The organism is Halobellus sp. MBLA0158, from assembly GCF_041477585.1.
In the GTDB taxonomy this organism is placed as follows: domain Archaea; phylum Halobacteriota; class Halobacteria; order Halobacteriales; family Haloferacaceae; genus Haloquadratum; species Haloquadratum rubicundus.
In genome coordinates, this window is record NZ_JBGNYA010000001.1 from 112,275 (window position 1) to 127,118 (window position 14,844).

The following is a 14,844-nucleotide window of genomic DNA, read 5'->3' on the forward strand; positions in this document are numbered from 1 at the left end:
CGGTCGTCCTACTTGTCGGGGTGGACGAACTCGATCGCTTCCTGGACCTCCTCCTTGCCGCCGATGATCGTGATGCGGTCGCCCTCTTCGAGCGTGCAGTCCGCGTCGGGGACGCGGGTGACGCCGTCGCGCTGGACGAGCGTGATCAGGCAGTCGTCGGGGAGTTCGGGGCCGATCTCGCGGACCGTCCGGCCGATGATCTCCTCGGAGGTGACGTCGATCTCCTGGACGTCGCCAGAGCGGCCGATCTCGCTCATCCAGTCCATCATCGACGGGCGCTCGATGTAGTTGTCCATCGCCTGGGCGGTCGCGAGCGTGGCCGAGATGGGCCGGACGCCCAGCTCCTCGAACGCCTCGGCGTTGTCGGGGTTGTTCACCCGCGCGAGGATCGTCTCGGGGTCGAACTTCGAGCTGGCGAGCTGTGAGACCAGCAGATTCACGTCGTCGTTGCCGGTCGCGCCGACGACGATCCGGGCGTTTTCGGCGCCCGCAGACCGGAGGACGTCCGTGTCGGTCCCGTCGCCGTGGTGGACGGTGAAGCCGGCGTTGCGGGCGGTCTCGACGGTCTCGGGGTCCTGTTCGATGAGCACTACGTTCTCTCCGCGGCCTTCGAGGCGTTCGGCGAGCGTCCGGCCCACCGTGCCGCCTCCGATGATGAGTACGCGCATTGGGATGATGTCCAGGTATTCGGCTATCTGACGGGCGAATCCGCCTTCGACGACGACCGTGACGAGGATGACGAGAAAGACCGTCCCGACGAGGGTGTCGGCCGCCTCGGTGAACCCCGCGTTCCGGAGTTCGATGGCGAAGAGCGTCGCGACCGACGCGGGGATGATCCCGCGGGGGCCGACGAGGCTCATAAACCACTTCTCGCCGGTGCTGAAGCGGTCGCCGTACGCAGAGAGGAAGACGAGCGCCGGGCGGAGCACGAGCGCGACGACTGCGGTGACGAGCAGGCCTCTGGGCCCGATCGTCCGCAGGATGTCGAACTCCAACAGCGCCGCGAGCGCGATGAAGACGAACGAGAGGACGACGAGCGTCACGTCGCCTTTGAACGCCGAGATCTCCTCCTCGTAGGGGATCTCGGCGTTGCCGAGCAGGATGCCGGCGGTCGCGACCGCCGCGATCCCGGCCTCCGTCGCGATGGCGTCGGCGGCGCCGTAGGAGACGAGCGCGCCCGCGAGGACGAGCAGCCGGGCGTTCTGCGGCGCGTTCCCCGGCGACAGATCGACGTAGCGGATCCCGTACAGGAGGACGCCCGCCACGAGGCCGCCGACGAGGATGCCGATGCCGAGCCGCTCGGCGAACAGCCGGAGGAGTTCGGTCGGCGCGGTGACGTCCGTGACGATCGCCTCGAAGATGACGACCGCGAGGATCGCCGCCGTCACGTCGTTGACGATCCCCTCGGTTTCGAGGGCGGCCTCGACGCGGTCCCGCGCGGGGACGACCTCCAGGATCGGGGTGACGACCGTCGGCCCGGTCGCGACGAGCAGGGCGCCGATCAGGAACGCCAGCGGCCACGACGCCCCGAGGAGGACGTGAACGGCCGCGGCGGTCCCGAGGAGCGCGATGGCGGCGCCGACGGTGATGAGCTTCAGCGTCGCCGCCGGGGCCTCACGAAGCTTCGCGATCCGCAGGTGGAAGGCGCCCTCGAAGACGATGATCGCGACCGAGAGCCCGACGATGGCCGACAGCGCGTTCCCGAAGGAGTTCGGACCGACGACGCCGAGGACCTCCGGGCCGAGGAGGATCCCCGAGGCGATGAGGAACACGACGCTCGGGACCCGGTACCGGTCCGAGAGGATCTGCGCGATCACGCCGATCCCGATGATCGCCGCGACGATGGGGATGAGGTTCGCCCCGCCGCCAGTCGCCACTATGGTCCCTCCATTATCTCGGGATGGATCCTAGAGCGGTATAAACCCACACATTCCGGAGGGTTTTATCCCGTCTGATGCTGACGAATAGCTAAGCGAAAGCGGATATCCGTGGACAAATGTGGGGTTATCGGGTCAGTCGTCCTCGTAGAGCATCTCGATCTGGTCGCCGTATCGGTCGAGGATGTTGCGGCGCTTCTTCTTCATCGTCGGCGTCAGCGTGTCGCTCTCGGCGGAGAACTCCTCGGCGACGAGCCGGAAGCGCTTGATCCGCTCGTGGGATTCGAGGCCCTCGTTGACGCCGTCGACCTCCCGCTCGATGCGCTCGCGGACGCGGTCATCGCGGACGACGGCCTCCGGGTCCTCGGGGAGGTCGACGCCCGCGCCGTCGGCCCACTCGCGGAGCCCCGCGAAGTTCGGGACGATCAGCGCGGAGACGAACTTCCGGCCGTCGCCGAGGACGAAGCACTGCTCGACGACGGGACTGGCGGCGAAGGCGTCCTCGATCGGGCCGGGCGCGACGTTCTTGCCCGTCGAGAGGACGATGAGCTGCTTCGCTCGCTCGCGGAAGGCGAGGTAGCCGTCCGGACGCAGTTCGACGATGTCGCCGGTGCGGAACCACCCGTCGTCGGTGAACGCGCGCTCGGTGTCGTCGGGGCGGTTCCAGTAGCCCGAGGAGACGTTCGGCCCGCGGACGAGCAGTTCGCCCACGTCGCCGCCGGCCGCGCCGGTCTCCTCGGGGACGAGGCTCGCGTCGAGATCGACCTCGATGTCCTGGAGCGGCGGGCCGATCGTGCCCACCTTCGGCGCCTCGGGCGGATTGACCGAGACCACGGGGGCGGTCTCGGTGAGGCCGTAGCCCTCCAAGATCGGGAGGTCCATCGCGTGGTACAGCCGGCAGAGCTCCGGCGAGAGGCTCCCGCCGCCGCTGATGAAGAACTCGACGCGCCCGCCGAGGGCCTCGCGCACCTGCGAGAACACGAGCCGGTCCGCGAGGTCGTGTTTCAGCGAGAGCAGCGCGCCGGGGTCGTCCGCCGCTTGGTGTGCCGTCCCGACGTCGACCGCCCACTCGAAGATGCGGCGACGGAGCGGCGACGACGACGCCTGCGACCGGATCGCGTCGTAGAGCTTCTCGTAGACGCGCGGGACGCTCGTGCCCACGGTCGGCCGGACCAACTGGAAGTCCTCCCGAAGCGTGTCCGGGCTCTCGGCGTAGGCGACGGTCGCGCCGGCGGCGAACATCAGGAAGTGGCCCGCGAGCCGCTCGAAGACGTGCGCCAGCGGCAGGAACGAAAGCGTCGTCGAGGCCGCCGACACCGAGGGCGTCGGACGGTCCGGCCGCGGACCGAACCGCCGGTAGCACTGATTCACGTTCGCGCGGAAATTGCGGTGTGTGAGTTCGACGCCCTTCGGCTGGCCAGTCGTGCCCGAGGTGTAGATCAGCGACGCGAGGTCGTCGGGACCGCGGGCATCGAGCCACGACTCGTAGGCGTCGGAATCGAAGGTCTCGGCTCCGCGTTCGTACACCTCGCCGAGCGAGAGGACGTCGTCGCGGTCGCGGACCGCGCCGGCCATCCCGCTCCCGTCGGGGAGGTCGTCGACGACGACGACGAAGGAGAGATCGAGATCCTCCTCGACCGCGAGGACGCGCGAGAGCAGCTCGGCGTTCTCGACGACGACGCCGGCGGCGTCGGGGTCCGAGAGGAGGTACTCGACCTGGGACTCCGAGGAGGAGGTGTAGACGGTGGTGACGACGGCGCCGGCCGCGAGCAGCGCGAAGTCGGTCTGGGCCCACTCCATCCGCGTGTCCGAGAGGACGCCGACGCGGTCGCTGGCGCCGACCCCGAGCGACCGGAAGCCCGCGGCGAGCGCGCGGACGATCTCGCGCATCTCGGCGTAGGTCAGTTCGGCGAACTCGCCGTCCGGCGCCGCCGCGACGGCGCCGCTGGAGACGAGCGATCGGTCGTAGATTCCGCCCTTGTACCGCTGTGCGCCCGACGCCGCGTGCCGCTCGGCGCTTTCTTCGAACATCCGGCCCAGCGTCTCCTCGCCGAGGGCGTCGTCATCAAACGCCGCCTCGGCCTCCCGCCACGACATACCGGCGAGACGCGCCGGGTGGAATTAAATCTACAGTCCTTCGGCGCCGGCCCGTTGTTCGGCGTTGAACGGCGCAGAACGGACGCGCCGTTTACGACGCGGCGGTGTCGTATCGGATCGGATCGCCAATGCCGTGATTAGACGACGAACCGCAGCAGCCACAGCGTCGCCATCCCGGCGACGATGGTCGCGAAGACGTCCTCGACGTACCAGGTGGCCGCGGCCGCGACGATCCCGGCGAGGAGGCGCTCGTTGCCGACGAGCGCGACCGTCCCCCCGGGCGCGACGATCGCCGGGACCGCCAGCGCCGCGAGCACGGCGGGCGGCACGAACCGGAGCGCGTGGACGAGGCGGTCGGGGACGTCGTCGATCCGGCCGAACAGGTAGATGAACGACCCCCGGATCGCGAAGGTACAGACGCCCAGCGCGACGATCGCGCCCCAGACCGCGAGCGGACCGTACTCGGCGGGCATCAGTGCCCACCTCCCGGCTCCGAATCCGCCTCGTCGTCGGCCGATCCCAGGACCGCGTCGGTGGCGACGCCGGCGACGACGCCGACGACGCCTCCGGCGATGAGGCCGAGGTTGAACGGCGCGGCGAAGACGCTCCCCGCGAGCGCGACCGTCCCGCCGACGATCGCCGCGACGGCCTTCGGCGGGGAGGTGACAGTCGGGACCAAGAGACCCAGGAAGACGAGCGGGACCGCGAACTCCAGGCCCCACGAGTCGGGGACGCGCGCGCCGACGACGATTCCGAGGATCGTACAGACCTGCCAGAGGAGCCACAGCGACACCGCCACCGTGAGGTAGTAGTTGCGCCGCTCCGAGGGGGAGAGGTCCTCGTCGCTGTACCGGGCGATAGAGAGCGCGTAGGCCTGGTCGGTCAGGACGTACGCGCAGGCGGTCTTCCACCACGCCCGGAGCGGCCGGAAGCGCGGCGCGATCGACGCCGAGTACATCAGCATCCGGAGATTGATCACGACGCCGGTGAGGACGACCACCAGCAACTCGGCGTTCCGTCCGAACAGGTCGATCGCGGCCAGTTGGGACGCGCCGGCGAAGACGACGACCGAGAGGCCAATCGTCTGGAGGGGCGTGAGGCCGGCGTCGACGCCCGCGGCGCCGGCCACCAGCCCGAACGGGACGAATCCGATCAGGACGGGACCGGCGTCGCGGAGGCCGCGGGCGACCTCTGGCGGGAGCGAAGCGCGGGACACGGCGGGAAGTCGAAGCGGGACGGCTAAACCGCTACCGTTTCGGGCGCGAGCGGGGCGCCGACGGCCTCGGTCCGTCGTACCGTGCGACACCCCTAACTACCTCTCCCGAGTAGGGGCCGCTATGTCGAACGACGCGCAGTCGCAGGCCGGGACGGCCGAGGGGCAAGGCCCCGTCGAGGTCTCTATCGAGGTCGCCCGGCAGTTGGAGGAAAAGCGCGAGGAGCTCTTCGAGGAGTTCGAGATCCGGGACCGGTTCCCGTCCGAGGTTCGCTCGGAGGCGCGCGCGCGGACCGAGGGCATCCAAGCGGAGATCGAAGACGAGATCGACGAGCGGGCGGACCTCCGCGACCTCACGACCTGGACGACCGACCCCGTCGACGCCCAGGACTTCGACGACGCACTCAGCATCGAGGAGGGCGAGGAGACCTACACGCTGTGGGTCCACATCGCCGACGTCACCCACTACGTCCACCCGGGCTCGGAGATGTGGGCCGAGGCCGTCGAGCGCGGCAACACCGTCTATCTGCCCGGCTACACGATCCATATGCTCCCGCCGGTGCTCGCAGAGACGGTCTGTTCGCTCGTCCCCGAGGAGGACCGCCTCGCGCACACGGTCGAGATGGAGATCGACAAGGAGACGCTCTCCTTCGAGAACGTGGACATCTACAAGTCGGTCGTCCACTCCGACGAGCGGCTGACCTACACGCAGTGCGAGCGCCGCCTCGACGACCCCGAGGCGCCGCTCCACGAGGAGAACGCCCTGGTCTACGAGCTCGCCGACCAGCTCCACGAACAGCGCAAGGAGGACGGCTCGCTCGTGTTGAATCCGAGCCGCGACCGCGCCCACACGATCATCGAGGAGTGCATGCTGAAGGCCAACAAGGCCGTCACCCACGAGCTGATGTGGAACCGCGGCGTGGAGGCGATGTACCGCGTCCACCCGCAGCCGACCCCCGATCAGTGGGACGACGCGCTCAGAGAGATCAACGACCTCGACGGCGTGAACATCTCCGGCGCCAACTGGGACGACCCGCGGAAGGCCGTCAACGACGCCTTGGAGAACTCCGAAAAGCGGGCGCTGAACAAGATCCAGCGCGCCGTGCTGAAGGTGATGCCCCGCGCGAAGTACATGAACGACCCCTTCGGCGGACACTACGCCCTGAACTTCGACATCTACGGGCACTTCACCTCGCCGATCCGGCGGCTCTCGGACCTCATCAACCACTGGATCGTCCACGAGAACGACGTCCCCGAGGACCTCGTGGAGCTGTGCGACCGCGCCTCCGAGCGCCAGAAGGACGGCGAGACGGCCGAGCGGCTCTACAAGCAGTTCCTGGAGGAGGTCGGGCTCGACCCCCACGCGGTCAACAACCGCGGGATCGTCACCGTCGACGAGGACGGCGCCGTCGTCAACGAGGAAGGCCTCCCGCCCGAGCGGATCGACCTGCGGGACGAGTGAGCGGGCGCGTCGGCGGCCCCCTCACCGCCGGGCGGCGGTGACTGCCGGTCGACTCAGTGTTTGTGGGTGAAGAGGAGGACCTCGTCCTCGTGGGTGGTCACACAGAGGTCCAAGAGCATACTGAGTTCGAGGCTGTTGTACTCGTCCTCGCAGATGACCAGGTCGTCGAACGGCTCGCCGCAGGCGGGACAGGCGATGGCCACGGTGTTCCGGTACGTCGTCACCCCGCCGGCCGACTCGTGGGGCGTCAGCGACGAAGTGAGCTCCTCGTACTCTTCGTCTTCCATCGTTCCCACGAACGAGACGATCCATCATAATTCTACTCCTCGCGTCGGGCGCCGCGGCGCCGACACCAGCGGCCGGCGACGCCCCGACTCACTCCGCGAGCGGGAGTTCGACGACGAACACCGCGCCCTCGGGCTCGTTGTCCTCGACCCAGACCGCGCCGCCGTAGGCGTCGACGAGCGACTGGACGAGGTAGAGCCCGAGGCCGGTCCCGCTGCTTTCGAGCCCCTTTTCCCCCTTCCCGAAGATGGCTTCCTTTCGGGAATCGGGGACGCCCGGCCCGTTGTCGGCGATGCGGACCCGGGCGACCGCGTCCCCGTCGTCGACGGTCGCGGAGACGACCACCTCGGCGACGTCCTCGTCGTTGTGCTGGACCGCGTTCGAGAGGAGGTTCCCGAACACCGAACTGAGGAGGTCGTCGCCGCGCACCGAGACGTCGGGGAGCGACCCCTCGACGGAGACCGCGGCGTCGGTCGTCGCCGAGCGCAGTTTCTCGATCTCCCCGGAGAGGACGGTCCGGAGGGCCACCGGTCGCGGCTCGTCAGCGTCGGTCAAGAGCAGGTCGGCGATGTTCCGGGCGGTCTCTGTGAGCTCGACCGCGTGGCTCGCGCTCTCGCGGATCTTCTCCAGGTACTGGCGGTTCTGCCGGGTCGTCTCGTCCATCTCCGCGTCCGCGTCCGCATCCGCATCGGGGAAGGACTCCGCCAGGAAATCGGCGTAGGCGGTCACGAGCTGGAGGTCGTTGCGGATGTCGTGGCGGACCACCTGATTCAGGACGTCGAGGTTGTCCCGCTGCTTGCGGAGGCGCTTTTCGTACTCCTTGCGGTCGGTGATGTCGATGTAGACGCCGAACTGGCGCGAGACGCTGCCCTCGGGGTTGATGGGTGCCGACCGGAAGAGGAAGTCGCGGACGCCGTCTTCCGTCCGTCGGCGGACCTCCCGGGTGAGCTGTTCGCCCTCTGCGGCCCGCTCGTCGATCCGCGCGGCCTCGGCGCCGATCTCGTCGTCGTCGGGGACGATCAGGTCGTTGACGTCCCGTCCGATCACCGCTTCGGCGTCGTAGCCGAAGGTCTCCTCGAAGGCCGCGTTGACGTCCCGGAGGTACGTCCCGTCGTCAGTGAGCTCGACGCTGACGATCGGCTCGGGGACGCCCTCGAACAGCGCCTCGAAGCGGTCGCGTTCGCGTCTGAGCGCCCGCTCGCGCGCCCGACTCTCGGCGCGGGACTGCTCGATCGCCCGGCTGACGCGGTTGAAACTGCGCTCGATCTGCTGCCACTCCTCGGCGTCGTCGAGGCTGATCTCGGAGCCGTAGCGCTCGGCTTCCAGCGCCTCGAACCCCGCGAGGAGGCGCTCGATCTGCTGGATGTTCGAGCGGTAGATCCACAGCCCGAATCCGAACAGGACCGCGAGCACCGCCACGATCGAGGCGGCCTGGAGGACCGTCACCGTCCGGATCGTCGACTCGACGTCGGCCCGGTTCTCGCGGACGCTGACGGTCCAGCCCGTCTGTGAGACCGTGACGTTGTGGGCGAATCCGACCGTCTCGATCGGGCTGGAAGTGTAGATCGCCTCCCCCCGCTGTGCGTACATCGTCAGCTGCTGTCCGTCGTCCAGCGTCGACGCGAACGACGAGAAGAAGGCGTGCTCCGAGAGGTGGAAGGCGGCGTTCAGCGTGCCGACGACGCGGCCGTCGCGGGTGATCGGCGTGCTGACCGTGATGATGTAGTTGCCCGAGTCCGCCTCCACGGGGTCGCTGATGTACGTCTCGCCGGCGAGCGCGCGCCGGAAGTACGTCCGGTCGCCGAAGTCCGAGCCGATCAGTTCGCGGCGCGTCTCGGGGGAGACGTCCGAGACGATGTTCGTCATCGTGCCGTTGGCGGCGATGACCGAGGCGCCCGAGAAGTCCGAGCGGTTCCGAAAGCGCGCCAGCGCCCGGCGCTGGGCCGCGGACCCGTGCCGCGCCAGGTCGGGGTTGTCGGCCGCGACCGCGACCGTCCGCTCCAGGGCGGCGAGCTGCCGGTCGAGCGACGAGCCGACGAACTCGGCCGACCGTTCGACCTCCGTCTGCTCCTGGGCGTAGAGCGTCCCCTTGTACTCCTGGAAGCCGACGAAGACGGCCCCCGCGAGCACGACCGCGACCAGCAGGACCGACAGGAGGAAGGCGCGCTTGATCCTCACTACCGACGCTCAGCGACGGTAGCGAATTGAATGTACTGATTCTACGGCGCCGGGCCCTCTACCCGTCGGTCGGTCTCGGCGCGCCCTCGAACCGGCGTTCGCGCGGCCACCGCGACGCCGACGAGGACGCCCGCGGCGTGGCCGACGTTCGCGACGCCGGGAGTGCCGAGAAGCGCCGCCGCGAGGAGCTCGGCGGCGACGAGCGCGACCGCACACGCGCCGAACAGCGTCGCGAGGAGTTCGAGGTCGCTCACGCGGCGGCGGCGCGGAAAGTACGCGACCGCGAAGCCGCCGGACGCGAAGACGACGCCGCTGATCCCGTAGACGGCGATGGTGGGATCGGAGCCGAAGAGCAGGCTCCAGCCCGCCAGCGCGGCGATCGAGCCGGCGGCCGAGACCGCGGCGAGGACGGCGAACCGCCGCGTCGCGAGCGTCGCTTCCGCGACCCGCCCGAAGGCAAAGAGCGTGAGCGCGTTCGGCACGACGTGGGTGAGGCCGCCGTGCAGGAGCGGCGACAGCGGCCACGCGAGCCACGGTGCCCGGAGGTAGACGTAGTTCGTCGTCGCGAAGACCGACGGCGCGTCCCACAGGACGGTCTGGAACGCCTGGAGGGCGTACACCGCACAGACGGCCACGACGAGGAGGTCCGTGATCGGCGCCGACAGCGCGCGGTGCTGGGCCACCACCGGCCGCAGGCCGTTCTCGAACGGCGTGAGCAGATTCGACACCGAGACGCGTCGCATCGGCGCGCTAGTGCGGCCCGCGGGAGTATGAGTGCTTGGGCGGCGAGGGTTTATCACCGAAACCGAGGCCAGGGTCGCCGTGACGTAGCACCAGCCCCGCGCCGAACAGCGGGTGTCCGGCACAGCGGCGCGGGCGAGGGCGGGTGTCGGCTGTTCGCAACCGTCCGAGCGGAGTGGCCGCGCCGCCACCCGCGGACCCGCCGGATTCTTGTCGCGTCGGCGTGAGCGACCGACGTGCGACTCGTACAGGTGATGGTCCCGACCGGAAAGCGCGAGGCGGTCCTCGACGTCCTCGACGACGAGGAGGTCGACTACGCCGTCTCCGACGAGACCAGCGGCCGCGACTACACCGCCGTGGTTACGTTTCCGCTCCCGACGGCCGCCGTCGAGCCGGTCCTCGACCGCCTGCGGGGCGTCGGGATCGAACGGGACGCCTACACCGTCGTCGTGCAGGCCGAGACCGTCGTCTCCGAACAGTTCGAGGCCCTAGAGGAGCGCTACGAGAGCGACGAGGAAGAGACCGGCAACGGCGACCGGATCGCCCGCGAGGAGCTCGTCGCCCGCGCCGACGAGATGGCTCCGACGGTCCGGCCGTACGTCCTGATGACGGCCGTGAGCGCCGTCGTCGCGACCGCGGGACTCCTGCTGGACTCGCCCGCGGTCGTCGTCGGCTCGATGGTCATCGCGCCGCTCATCGGCCCGGCGATGGCCACGAGCGTCGGCACCGTCGTCGACGACAGCGAGCTGGTGCTCCGCGGGGTCAAGCTCCAGGCGCTCGGCGGCGCCCTGGCGATCGGCGCCGCCGCCGTCTTCGCGTTCCTGCTCCGGATGACGAACGTCGTCCCGCTCACCGCCGAGGAGGTCTTCGCGATCGGCGAGGTCCGAGAGCGGCTCGCGCCCGACGTCCTCTCGCTCGTGATCGCGCTCGGCGCGGGGGCCGCCGGCGCGGTCTCGCTGTCCTCGGGCGTCTCCTCGGCGCTCGTCGGGGTGATGATCGCCGCGGCCCTGGTGCCGCCGACCGCGGTCGTGGGGATCGGCATCGCCTGGGGCGCGCCGCAGACCGTCGTCGGCTCGGCGGTGCTCGTCCTCGTGAACATCCTCGCGATCAACCTCGTCGCGCTCGTCGTCCTCTGGCGGCTGGGCTACCGGCCGAAGCTGTGGTTCCGCGAGGAGGAGGCGCGCGCGGCGACGCTCAAGCGGATCGCCGCCCTCGGAGCGGTGCTGCTCCTTCTGACGGGGCTGCTCGGCGCGTTCACCTACAGCGCCTACCGGACCGCAGACTTCGAGGAGGAGGCGACGGCCGCGATCGAGGCCGAACTGCCGCCGGAGGCGACGCTGTTGGATATGGAAGTCGTCTACGAGGGATTCCCGCTCCAGACGCCGCAGCGGATCGTCGTCACCGTTGGATACCCGCCCGGGGCCACCCCGCCAACGGCCGCGAGCGCCATCCGCGACCGAGTGGCGACGCTCGCGCCGGACCCCATCGGACCGTTCGGCCACGCGGACGTCAGCGTCCAGGTCCGGTACGTCGGCGTCGACGCCGCCGCGTAGGCGCGGGTCCGAGGCGAAGACGCAAATCTGCCTTTGCGCTAAGCGCGCGTTCAATACCTGAGCCGTCGTTAGAGCGGTATGAATCGCCGATTTGGGCTCGTCACGATCGCCGTCGCAGCACTGGTACTGTTCGCGGGCTGTGCCGCACCGCTCCAGGCCGACAACGGAACTGCAACAGCCGCGACTGACGCGAGCGGGGATCGCACGATCTCGACCGCCGGGACCGGCGAGGCGTCGGCCGACGCCGACCGCGCGATCGTGACGATCGCCGTCAGCGCCCACGCCGAGACCGCCGAAGCAGCCCGGGACTCGGTCGCCGCGGACGCGGCGCAGTTGCGCGAGGCGCTCCGCGAACTCGGAATCGCGGACCAGGCCGTGCGGACGGTCTCCTACAGGCTCTCGCCCCGGTACGAGTCGCTCGACGGGCGGAGCGGCGGCGAGGTCGCCGGCTACGAGGCGGTCCACGCCTACCGGATCGAGACCGCGCCCGCCGAGGCCGGGCGCGTCGTCGACACCGCCGTCGGCAACGGCGCCAGCGAGGTGTACGGCGTGTCGTTCACGCTGAGCGACGAGGCCCGCGCCGAACTCCGCGCACAGGCGCTGGAGCGCGCGATGGCGGACGCCAGAGCCGACGCCGACGTCGTCGCCGGCGCGGCCGGGCTGTCGGTGACGGGGGTCCAGTCCGTCTCCGTTGGCAGCGACTACGGCCCGATCTACGAGAGCCGAGTCGCGGCCGACGCCGGCGGGGCGGGGACGCAGTTCGACGCCGGTCCCGTGACGGTGACCGCGCGGGTCGACGTCACCTACACCGCGGCGTGAGCCGTCGAAAAAGCGTTTTCCGCGGCGCCCGCTACTCCTGTCGCGACGGCGGGATGTCCGGCTCCCAGGCGACGGCTTCGACCGCGGCGTCGAGGACCTCGTCCACCCCGTCGCCGCCCTCGACGCTCATCTGGTAGTCGGCGTCGATGTCCGTCGAGCGGTCGCTCTTGTTGTTGATCGTGAGGACGGGCACGTCCCGCTCCCGGAAGCGCGTCGCGACCGCGTCGCGCAGCTCCAGTTGGGCCGAGAGCGGATAGCCGCAGGCCTCGCTGGCGTCGACGACGAAAAGCACCGCGTCCGCGAGGTGTTCGAGCGCGCTCACGGCCTGGCGCTCGATGTCGTTTCGGTCCTCCTCGGGGCGGTCGAGCAGCCCCGGCGTGTCGATGATCTGGTACCGGATGCGGTCGCGCTCGAAGTGCCCCACGTGGACGCTCTTGGTCGTGAACGGGTAGCGGGCGATCTCGTTGTGCGCCCGCGTCACCTGATTGACGAACGAGGACTTGCCGACGTTCGGGTAGCCGGCGACGACGATCGCGGGCTCGTCCGGCCGGATGTCGGGCAGCGTCTTCAGCGAGTCGCGGGCCTCGCCGATGCGCTGGAGGTCCTCGGCGACCTCCTCGACGACGTCGGCCATCCGCGCGAACGCCTGCTTGCGGTGCTTCCGGGCCGTCTCGGCGTCCGTGTTCCGGAGCTTGGGCTGGTACTCGCGTCGGAGTTCGCTGATCTGTCGGCTCGCCCAGGTCACCTCCGAGAGGCTCTGTCGCAGTTCGTCGACGTCGACGATGGCGTCCGCGAGTTCGTAGTAGAAGGGGTCGACGGTACCGAAGTCGGGCCACTGCGTCACGACGTTTTCGAGGTTGTCCGAGAGGATCGACGAGGCCGTCTGCAGCATCGACTGCTGGGCCTCCAGCCCGGACTTCGCTCGCCCCGCGCGCGCCGCCCGCGAGAACGCCTTGTCAAGAAGCTCCTCCGACCGGGGCGTCGTCGGAAGGGACTCGAAAATCATTACCACCCCGTACTCGGCCGAGGGGTAAAAGCGCGTCCGTTCGGCCGCCACGCGCGGGATCGCCGATTCGGGAGGCGTCGGCCCGGACCGTTTTAGTCCCGCGGCCCGTCGGCGGCGGTATGGAGACGGACTGGCGCGCGGTGGGGATCGGGTTCGTGGTGATGATCGTCGGATCGATCGCCGGGATCGCCATCCCGCCGATCGGACAGCTCGGCGCCGGGTTCCTCGGCGGCGTCGCCGCGGGCTATCTCGCCGGCGGCGGGATCGGCAACGGCGCGTGGAACGGCCTGCTCGCGGGGTCGATCTCGGGGATCGTCGTCTCCGTCCTGATCGGGCTGATCGGCGGCCTGATCGGGCTGGCTGGCGGCCCGCTCGGCGGACTGCTCGGCGGGGCCGGCGCGTTCCTCGTCGGCATCGTCGTCACGGTTCTGTTCGCGCTCGACAGCGCCATCGGCGGCGCGATCGGCGGGTTCGTCGCCGACTGAGCCGACAGCCGGACAGCCGCGCCCGAGCGGTCAGCCGTCCTCGCCGCGGTCGAGGTACTCCTGCTGGACGGCGACGACCGCCCCCGAGTCCGCGCAGTCGGCGTACCGGCGGAGCGGCTCGTCGTTCAGTTCCAGGAAGGTGTGGCCCCAGGAGAACTTCGAGAGCAGTCCCTCCGCGCGGTCGCGACGCCCGAAGATGGCGAGCGCGGCGGCGAGCGCCTCGACGGTCGTCAGCCGCATCGGCCGCCCGAAGTTGACGGGGTTCGCCGCCACGAGATACGGCAGCGCGCGGTGCTCGCCCGGGAGCGAAAAGCGCGCCTCGCCCGCGGACTCCCACGAGCAGTCGAGCGCGACGAGCGCCCCCGCTCCCGCGTCCGTGTCGGCGTCCGCGGGCGAGAGCGCCCGCTCGGCGTGGGGATTGAGCACGACGCCGTAGGGGGTCGCCCGGTCCGATCGGTGGAGTTCGACGAGGTCAAAGCGGGCGAGGTTTCGCGCCGTACACTTCTCGGGATCGTCGTCGCCCTCGTAGCGGACGTGCAGCGAGCCGCTGAACCCCGCCGCGGACCCGTCGGAGTCGGCGGCGATGCGTTCGTCCGCGGCGGTGTCGGGATCGGCGGTCACAGTCGTCGTAGGCGCCGGAAGCGCGAAAAGCCTTCCTCACTCGCGTCCGCCCGGAACGCGGCTGTGACAGTGATTACTCTCACTGTTTACCGCGAACGCCGTCACCTGGGTGGCGTTCGGCGGTAAGAGACGAGAGTACTCGCTACTCAGGAGTGCATACCCGCTCGGGCGGTTCTGATCTCGACGGTGCCGTCGGCCGACACGCGCACCGTCCTGTTCGACACGGAGAAGACGACGCTGGCGTCGTCGTTTCGCACGGAAGAGAGGAACCGCTCTGCGGGCTCGGTGTCGACGTCGGTGTACAGCGGCCGCCCGTCCAGCGACTCCTCGCTGTCGAGCGCAGAGAGGATCGTCGCATCGAGTTCGTCCGGGCCGTCGAAGTCGTGGTGAGCGACGGTCTTCCACTGCCAGGAGCCGCCGCCTGCGAGATGGTCCGTCCGTTCTGCCATACGTCAGTGGACTGTCCGTACCGATAAGAAGGGGGATGACCGTCGCTCCGGTTTTCGC

The 14,844-nt window shown here is 69.9% G+C and carries 14 protein-coding genes; 4 read left to right on the forward strand and 10 right to left on the reverse strand.

Annotated elements, in window-relative coordinates:
• Positions 1–8 precede the first annotated feature (8 nt).
• From OS889_RS00575 to OS889_RS00590, 4 genes are all read right to left on the reverse strand, one after another.
• Positions 9–1,877, reverse strand: coding sequence for a cation:proton antiporter domain-containing protein (locus tag OS889_RS00575; protein ID WP_372386539.1), 1,869 nt, complete (start codon positions 1,875–1,877; stop codon positions 9–11).
• 135 nt (positions 1,878–2,012) lie between these two features.
• Entirely contained in the window at positions 2,013–3,974 is a 1,962-nt protein-coding gene (locus OS889_RS00580) for an AMP-dependent synthetase/ligase (protein WP_372386540.1), read from the reverse strand.
• A gap of 137 nt (positions 3,975–4,111) precedes the next feature.
• Positions 4,112–4,447 (reverse strand): AzlD domain-containing protein, encoded by a 336-nt coding sequence (locus OS889_RS00585; RefSeq protein ID WP_372386541.1) that lies wholly within the window; start codon positions 4,445–4,447, stop codon positions 4,112–4,114.
• On the reverse strand, positions 4,447–5,190 hold the full coding sequence (locus OS889_RS00590) for an AzlC family ABC transporter permease (protein ID WP_372386542.1): 744 nt from the start codon (positions 5,188–5,190) through the stop codon (positions 4,447–4,449). The genes OS889_RS00585 and OS889_RS00590 overlap by 1 nt, the downstream gene beginning before the upstream one ends.
• 121 nt (positions 5,191–5,311) lie before the next feature.
• Here OS889_RS00590 and OS889_RS00595 point away from each other — a divergent pair, with 121 nt between their 5' ends.
• Positions 5,312–6,649, forward strand: a complete 1,338-nt coding sequence (locus tag OS889_RS00595; RefSeq protein ID WP_372386543.1) for a ribonuclease catalytic domain-containing protein — start codon at positions 5,312–5,314, stop codon at positions 6,647–6,649.
• A 53-nt stretch (positions 6,650–6,702) separates the two neighbouring features.
• Here OS889_RS00595 and OS889_RS00600 read toward each other — a convergent pair whose 3' ends face one another.
• From OS889_RS00600 to OS889_RS00610, 3 genes are all read right to left on the reverse strand, one after another.
• Complete coding sequence (locus OS889_RS00600; RefSeq protein WP_372386544.1) at positions 6,703–6,936, reverse strand: DUF7385 family protein; 234 nt, start codon at positions 6,934–6,936, stop codon at positions 6,703–6,705.
• A gap of 88 nt (positions 6,937–7,024) precedes the next feature.
• On the reverse strand, positions 7,025–9,112 hold the full coding sequence (locus OS889_RS00605; RefSeq protein WP_372386545.1) for an ATP-binding protein: 2,088 nt from the start codon (positions 9,110–9,112) through the stop codon (positions 7,025–7,027).
• A 41-nt stretch (positions 9,113–9,153) separates the two neighbouring features.
• The gene (locus OS889_RS00610) at positions 9,154–9,855 is read right to left on the reverse strand and encodes a rhomboid family intramembrane serine protease (RefSeq protein ID WP_372386546.1); all 702 of its coding nucleotides are present in this window, start codon (positions 9,853–9,855) and stop codon (positions 9,154–9,156) included.
• Between the two features lie 234 nt (positions 9,856–10,089).
• Here OS889_RS00610 and OS889_RS00615 point away from each other — a divergent pair, with 234 nt between their 5' ends.
• On the forward strand, positions 10,090–11,406 hold the full coding sequence (locus OS889_RS00615) for a TIGR00341 family protein (RefSeq protein ID WP_372386547.1): 1,317 nt from the start codon (positions 10,090–10,092) through the stop codon (positions 11,404–11,406).
• A 78-nt stretch (positions 11,407–11,484) separates the two neighbouring features.
• A complete protein-coding gene (locus OS889_RS00620) occupies positions 11,485–12,225 on the forward strand; it encodes an SIMPL domain-containing protein (RefSeq protein WP_372386548.1) in 741 nt (246 codons plus the stop codon).
• 31 nt (positions 12,226–12,256) lie between these two features.
• Here OS889_RS00620 and OS889_RS00625 read toward each other — a convergent pair whose 3' ends face one another.
• The gene (locus OS889_RS00625) at positions 12,257–13,231 is read right to left on the reverse strand and encodes an NOG1 family protein (RefSeq protein WP_372386549.1); all 975 of its coding nucleotides are present in this window, start codon (positions 13,229–13,231) and stop codon (positions 12,257–12,259) included.
• Between the two features lie 119 nt (positions 13,232–13,350).
• Here OS889_RS00625 and OS889_RS00630 point away from each other — a divergent pair, with 119 nt between their 5' ends.
• Positions 13,351–13,716 (forward strand): DUF5518 domain-containing protein, encoded by a 366-nt coding sequence (locus OS889_RS00630; protein ID WP_372386550.1) that lies wholly within the window; start codon positions 13,351–13,353, stop codon positions 13,714–13,716.
• A gap of 30 nt (positions 13,717–13,746) precedes the next feature.
• Here the strand turns inward: OS889_RS00630 and OS889_RS00635 are convergent, their stop codons facing one another.
• Both OS889_RS00635 and OS889_RS00640 read right to left on the reverse strand, forming a co-directional pair.
• Positions 13,747–14,256 carry a DUF367 family protein gene (locus tag OS889_RS00635; protein ID WP_372391490.1) on the reverse strand — a complete coding sequence of 170 codons (510 nt, stop codon included), beginning with the start codon at positions 14,254–14,256 and terminating at the stop codon, positions 13,747–13,749.
• A gap of 227 nt (positions 14,257–14,483) precedes the next feature.
• Positions 14,484–14,786, reverse strand: coding sequence for a HalOD1 output domain-containing protein (locus OS889_RS00640; protein ID WP_372386551.1), 303 nt, complete (start codon positions 14,784–14,786; stop codon positions 14,484–14,486).
• Positions 14,787–14,844 lie beyond the last annotated feature (58 nt).

Coding starts and splice junctions, on each gene's coding strand:
- OS889_RS00580 (WP_372386540.1), bottom strand. CDS start 3,974: ATGTCGTGGCGGGAGGCCGAGGCGGCGTTTGATGACGACGCCCTCGGC.
- OS889_RS00585 (WP_372386541.1), bottom strand. CDS start 4,447: ATGCCCGCCGAGTACGGTCCGCTCGCGGTCTGGGGCGCGATCGTCGCG.
- OS889_RS00595 (WP_372386543.1), top strand. CDS start 5,312: ATGTCGAACGACGCGCAGTCGCAGGCCGGGACGGCCGAGGGGCAAGGC.
- OS889_RS00600 (WP_372386544.1), bottom strand. CDS start 6,936: ATGGAAGACGAAGAGTACGAGGAGCTCACTTCGTCGCTGACGCCCCAC.
- OS889_RS00610 (WP_372386546.1), bottom strand. CDS start 9,855: ATGCGACGCGTCTCGGTGTCGAATCTGCTCACGCCGTTCGAGAACGGC.
- OS889_RS00620 (WP_372386548.1), top strand. CDS start 11,485: ATGAATCGCCGATTTGGGCTCGTCACGATCGCCGTCGCAGCACTGGTA.
- OS889_RS00625 (WP_372386549.1), bottom strand. CDS start 13,231: ATGATTTTCGAGTCCCTTCCGACGACGCCCCGGTCGGAGGAGCTTCTT.
- OS889_RS00630 (WP_372386550.1), top strand. CDS start 13,351: ATGGAGACGGACTGGCGCGCGGTGGGGATCGGGTTCGTGGTGATGATC.
- OS889_RS00640 (WP_372386551.1), bottom strand. CDS start 14,786: ATGGCAGAACGGACGGACCATCTCGCAGGCGGCGGCTCCTGGCAGTGG.